The organism is Rhizobacter sp., from assembly GCF_031412075.1.
Lineage (GTDB): Bacteria > Pseudomonadota > Gammaproteobacteria > Burkholderiales > Burkholderiaceae_C > Rhizobacter.
In genome coordinates, this window is record NZ_JANOCG010000660.1 from 1 (window position 1) to 4190 (window position 4190).

The window sequence follows — 4190 nt, forward strand, 5'->3', positions numbered from 1 at the left end:
CCCAGGTTGGGCCGGCCGAACTCGTTGTTGAAGGCCGCGCCACCCAGCGGGCCCTCGGTCATGATCTGCAGCGGGCTGGCGATGTGCTCGGGCTTGCCGTAGGGCGTTTGCTCCCACGGCTCGTTGGTGCCGGGCAGGTGCAGGTTGGACACGCTGAAACCCGTCAACCCCGCCTTCGGCTTGGAGCCACGGCCGGTTGCACCCTCGTCGCGGATCTCGCCGCCTGCGCCGGTCGAGGCGCCGGGGAACGGAGAAATGGCGGTGGGGTGGTTGTGCGTCTCCACCTTCATCAGCACGTGCACCAGCTCTTGACGCCCGGCGTACAACGGCGCATTGGTGTAACCCTGCGGCAGCCAGCGCTCGGTCGGGCCACCTTCCATCACCGAGGCGTTGTCACTGTAGGCAATCACCGTGTGCTGCGGCGCCAGCGCGTGCGTGTTGCGGATCATCCCGAACATCGACTTGTCTTGCGCCACGCCGTCGATGGTGAACTGCGCGTTGAAAATCTTGTGGCGGCAGTGCTCGCTGTTGGCCTGCGCGAACATCATCAACTCCACGTCGGTCGGGTTGCGCTTGAGCGCCGTGAAGGCGTTGACAAGGTAGTCGATCTCGTCGTCGCTCAGCGCCAGGCCGAACTCGGTGTTGGCCGACTCCAGCGCGCCGCGGCCCTTGCCGAGCACGTCGACATGCGCCATCGGCTTGCCGGGCTGTTCGTCGAACAGGTGGGCAGCGTCTTCACGCGCCAGCAGCACGCTCTCGGTCATGCGGTCGTGAAGCAACGCAGCGGCGGCTTGCAACTCGTCGGCGCTCAAGGCTTTCACGCCACCCAGCAGGCCGCTCTTCAGCGTGAGCCGGAATTCGGTGACCCGCTCCACCCGCTTGATGGCGAGGCCGCAGTTGTGGGCGATGTCGGTCGCCTTCGAGGCCCAGGGCGACACCGTGCCGAGGCGCGGCGCCACCACGATCAGCGCGCCTTCGGCCGGGCCGGTGTAGTCGTCGCCATAGCGCAGAAGGGCCTGCACCTTGTCAGCATCGCTCGCATCCAGCCGGGATTCGCTCCAGACCCAGTGCACATGCCGCGCAGAAACGCCGGTGATGCGGGGGCTGACCGCCTGAAGCCGCGGCAGCAAGGCCTGGGCGCGGAAGGCGGACAAGGCGTTGCCGCCCTCGAAGTGCAGCAATTGCTTGGGGGTGGAAGTCACGCTGGGGGGCTCGGGTGGCGGTTGGGGTTGGCCCGCCCGTGTGCAGGGTTGGCCGGTGGAAACCGCGCATTTTACGGGGCCGGTGAGATAATCCGGCCCCATGACGATCACGATCAAAACCGCCGCCGACGTCGAGCGCATGCGCGTCGCCGGCCGCCTCGCCTCTGAAGTGCTGGACATGCTCACGCCGCACGTGAAGGCGGGCATCAGCACCGAAGAACTCGACCGCCTGGCCCACGAGCACATCGTGGGCGTGCAACAAGCCATTCCCGCACCGCTGCACTACCAGCCGCCGGGTTACACGCCCTACCCCAAATCGATCTGCACCTCGATCAACCATCAGGTGTGCCACGGCATCCCGAATGACCGGCCGCTGAAGAACGGCGACATCGTCAACATCGACGTCACCGTCATCAAGGACGGCTGGCATGGCGACACCAGCCGCATGTTCATCGTCGGTGAAGGCTCGATCGCCTCCAAGCGCCTGTGCAGCATGACCTACGACGCCATGTGGAAAGGCATCGTCAAAGTGAAGCCCGGTGCACGCCTGGGCGATATCGGCCATTCCATTCAAACCTTTGCCGAGAACGCCGGTTTCTCCATCGTGCGCGAGTTCTGCGGCCACGGCATCGGCAGCAAGTTCCACGAAGAACCGCAGGTGCTGCACTACGGCCGCCCCGGCACGCTCGAAGAGTTGGTGCCCGGCATGGTGTTCACCATCGAGCCGATGATCAACGCCGGCCGCCGCGACATCCGCGAAACCGGCGACGGCTGGACCATCGTCACCCGCGACCGCTCGCTCTCGGCTCAGTGGGAGCACACCGTGCTCGTCACCGAAACCGGCTACGAGGTGCTGACGCTGTCGGCCGGCAGCCCACCGCCGCCTGCCTTCGTGACCGCCCCCGCCACCGCAACCGCCTGAAGAGGAGCCGCCCATGGCGGTCGTGGCTGAAACCACCCGGGCGCCGGTCGGTGCCCCCCGCAGCATCAGCGAGCAGCGCGCGCAGTTCCGCGAGGGCAAGGCTGCGCTGCTGACGCACTTCCGCGAGTCGCGCCCCACCGCACCGGCTGCCACCCGGCTGGTGCGCGCGCTGGCCCGCCACGTCGACCAGACCCTGCTCGAGCTGTGGGAGCACGCGATGATGCCGCCCGGCGCGGCCCTGGTGGCCGTGGGCGGTTACGGCCGGGCTGAGTTGTACCCGCACTCCGATGTGGACGTGCTGGTGCTGCTGCCGCCCAGTGACGAGCTCGCCAATGCACGGCTCGCGGGCTCGCCCAACGACGCGCTGAAGTCGTCGGTCGAAGGTTTCATCACCGCCTGTTGGGACATCGGCCTGGAGATCGGCTCCAGCGTGCGCACCGTCGACGAGTGCACCGCCGAAGGCGAAAAAGACGTGACGGTGCAAACCGCGCTGCTCGAATCGCGCTACCTCTGCGGCTCCAAGCGGGTGTTCAACGCCTTCCGCCGCGCCCATGCCGAGGCCATGGACCCGAAAGCCTTTCTGGTCGCCAAGACGCTCGAGATGCGCCAGCGCCACCAGAAATACGAAGACACACCCTACTCGCTCGAGCCCAACTGCAAAGAAAGCCCCGGTGGCCTGCGCGACCTGCAGGTGCTGATCTGGGTGGCACGCGCTGCCGGCCTCGGCAAGAGCTGGACCGAGCTGGCCGCCAAGGGGCTGATCACGGCGTTTGAAGTGAAACAGCTGCAGCGCAACGAAGGCCTGCTGCGCCTGATCCGCGCGCGGCTGCACATGGTGGCCGGGCGGCGAGAAGACAGGCTGGTGTTCGACCTGCAGACCGCCGTCGCCGAGAGCTTCGGCTACCAGGCCACCAAGGGCCAGCGGGTGTCTGAAGTGCTGATGAAGCGCTACTACTGGGCCGCCAAGGCGGTGGCGCAGCTGAACCAGATCCTGGTTCTCAACATCGAGGAGCGGGTCAACGGCTCGCAAGATGCGCCGATGCGCCCCATCGACGCGCGCTTCCTCGACCGTGCCGGCATGCTCGAGGTGGCAAGCGACGACCTCTACGAGCGCGAGCCGCATGCCATCCTGGAAACCTTTCTCGTGTTTCAGAGGGAGCATGGCATCGAGGGCCTGTCAGCACGCACGTTGCGCGCGCTTTACAACGCCCGCGAAGTGATGGACAGCGGTTTCCGCCGCGACCCCGTCAACCGCGCCACCTTCATGCAGATCCTGCAGCAGCCCGAGGGCCAGACACACGCCTTCCGGCTGATGAACCAGACCAGCGTGCTCGGCCGTTACCTGTGGGTGTTTCGCCGCATCGTCGGCCAGATGCAGCACGACCTGTTTCACGTCTACACGGTCGACCAGCACATCCTGATGGTGCTGCGCAATGTGCGGCGCTTCTTCATCGCCGAGCATGCCCACGAGTACCCGTTCTGCTCGCAACTCGCCTCGACTTTCGACAAGCCCTGGATCCTGTGCGTGGCGGCGATCTTCCACGACGTGGCCAAGGGCCGCGGTGGTGACCACTCCGACCTCGGTGCGGTGGAATCGCGCCGTTTCTGCCGCGACCACGGCATCGGTAAGGAAGACGCCTCGCTGATCGAGTTTTTGGTCAAGGCCCACCTGACCATGTCGCGCATTGCCCAGAAGGAAGACCTGAGCGACCCCGACGTGATCGAAGCCTTCGCCAAGCTGGTGATCAACGAGCGTCGGCTCACCGCGCTGTACCTGCTGACCGTGGCCGACATCCGCGGCACCAGCCCGAAGGTGTGGAACGCCTGGAAGGGCAAGCTGCTGGAAGATCTGTACCGCCTCACGCTGCGCGCGCTCGGCGGCGCACGGCCCAACATGGACGCCGAGATCGAGGCCCGCAAGCAGGAAGCCCGGCATCTGCTCAACCTGGTGTCGCTCCCGCCCGGCATCGAAGGCCCGCTGTGGAAGACGCTCGAGCTCAGCTACTTCGCACGCCACGATGCCGGCGACATCGCCTGGCATGCGCGCTCGCTGCACGAGCTGGTCG

2 protein-coding genes and 1 pseudogene are annotated in these 4190 nt (G+C 66.5%); 2 read left to right on the top strand and 1 reads right to left on the bottom strand.

Annotated elements, in window-relative coordinates; translation table 11 throughout:
* Positions 1-1304 (bottom strand): annotated as a pseudogene (locus tag RMO40_RS24575) (phosphoribosylformylglycinamidine synthase); the annotation flags it as partial.
* On the opposite strand from RMO40_RS24575, the gene map reads away from it, so the two are divergent.
* Together map and RMO40_RS24585 are read left to right on the top strand one after the other, a co-directional pair.
* Positions 1303-2124 carry a type I methionyl aminopeptidase gene (gene map / locus RMO40_RS24580; RefSeq protein ID WP_309726437.1) on the top strand — a complete coding sequence of 274 codons (822 nt, stop codon included), beginning with the start codon at positions 1303-1305 and terminating at the stop codon, positions 2122-2124. The pseudogene RMO40_RS24575 and the gene map overlap by 2 nt on opposite strands.
* Positions 2125-2137: 13 nt before the next feature.
* A partial coding sequence (locus RMO40_RS24585) for a [protein-PII] uridylyltransferase (protein ID WP_309726439.1) occupies positions 2138-4190 on the top strand: 2053 nt, incomplete at its 3' end.

Bases quoted from the DNA above. Each gene is read 5' to 3' on its own strand.
- map (WP_309726437.1), top strand. From the start codon at position 1,303: ATGACGATCACGATCAAAACCGCCGCCGACGTCGAGCGCATGCGCGTC.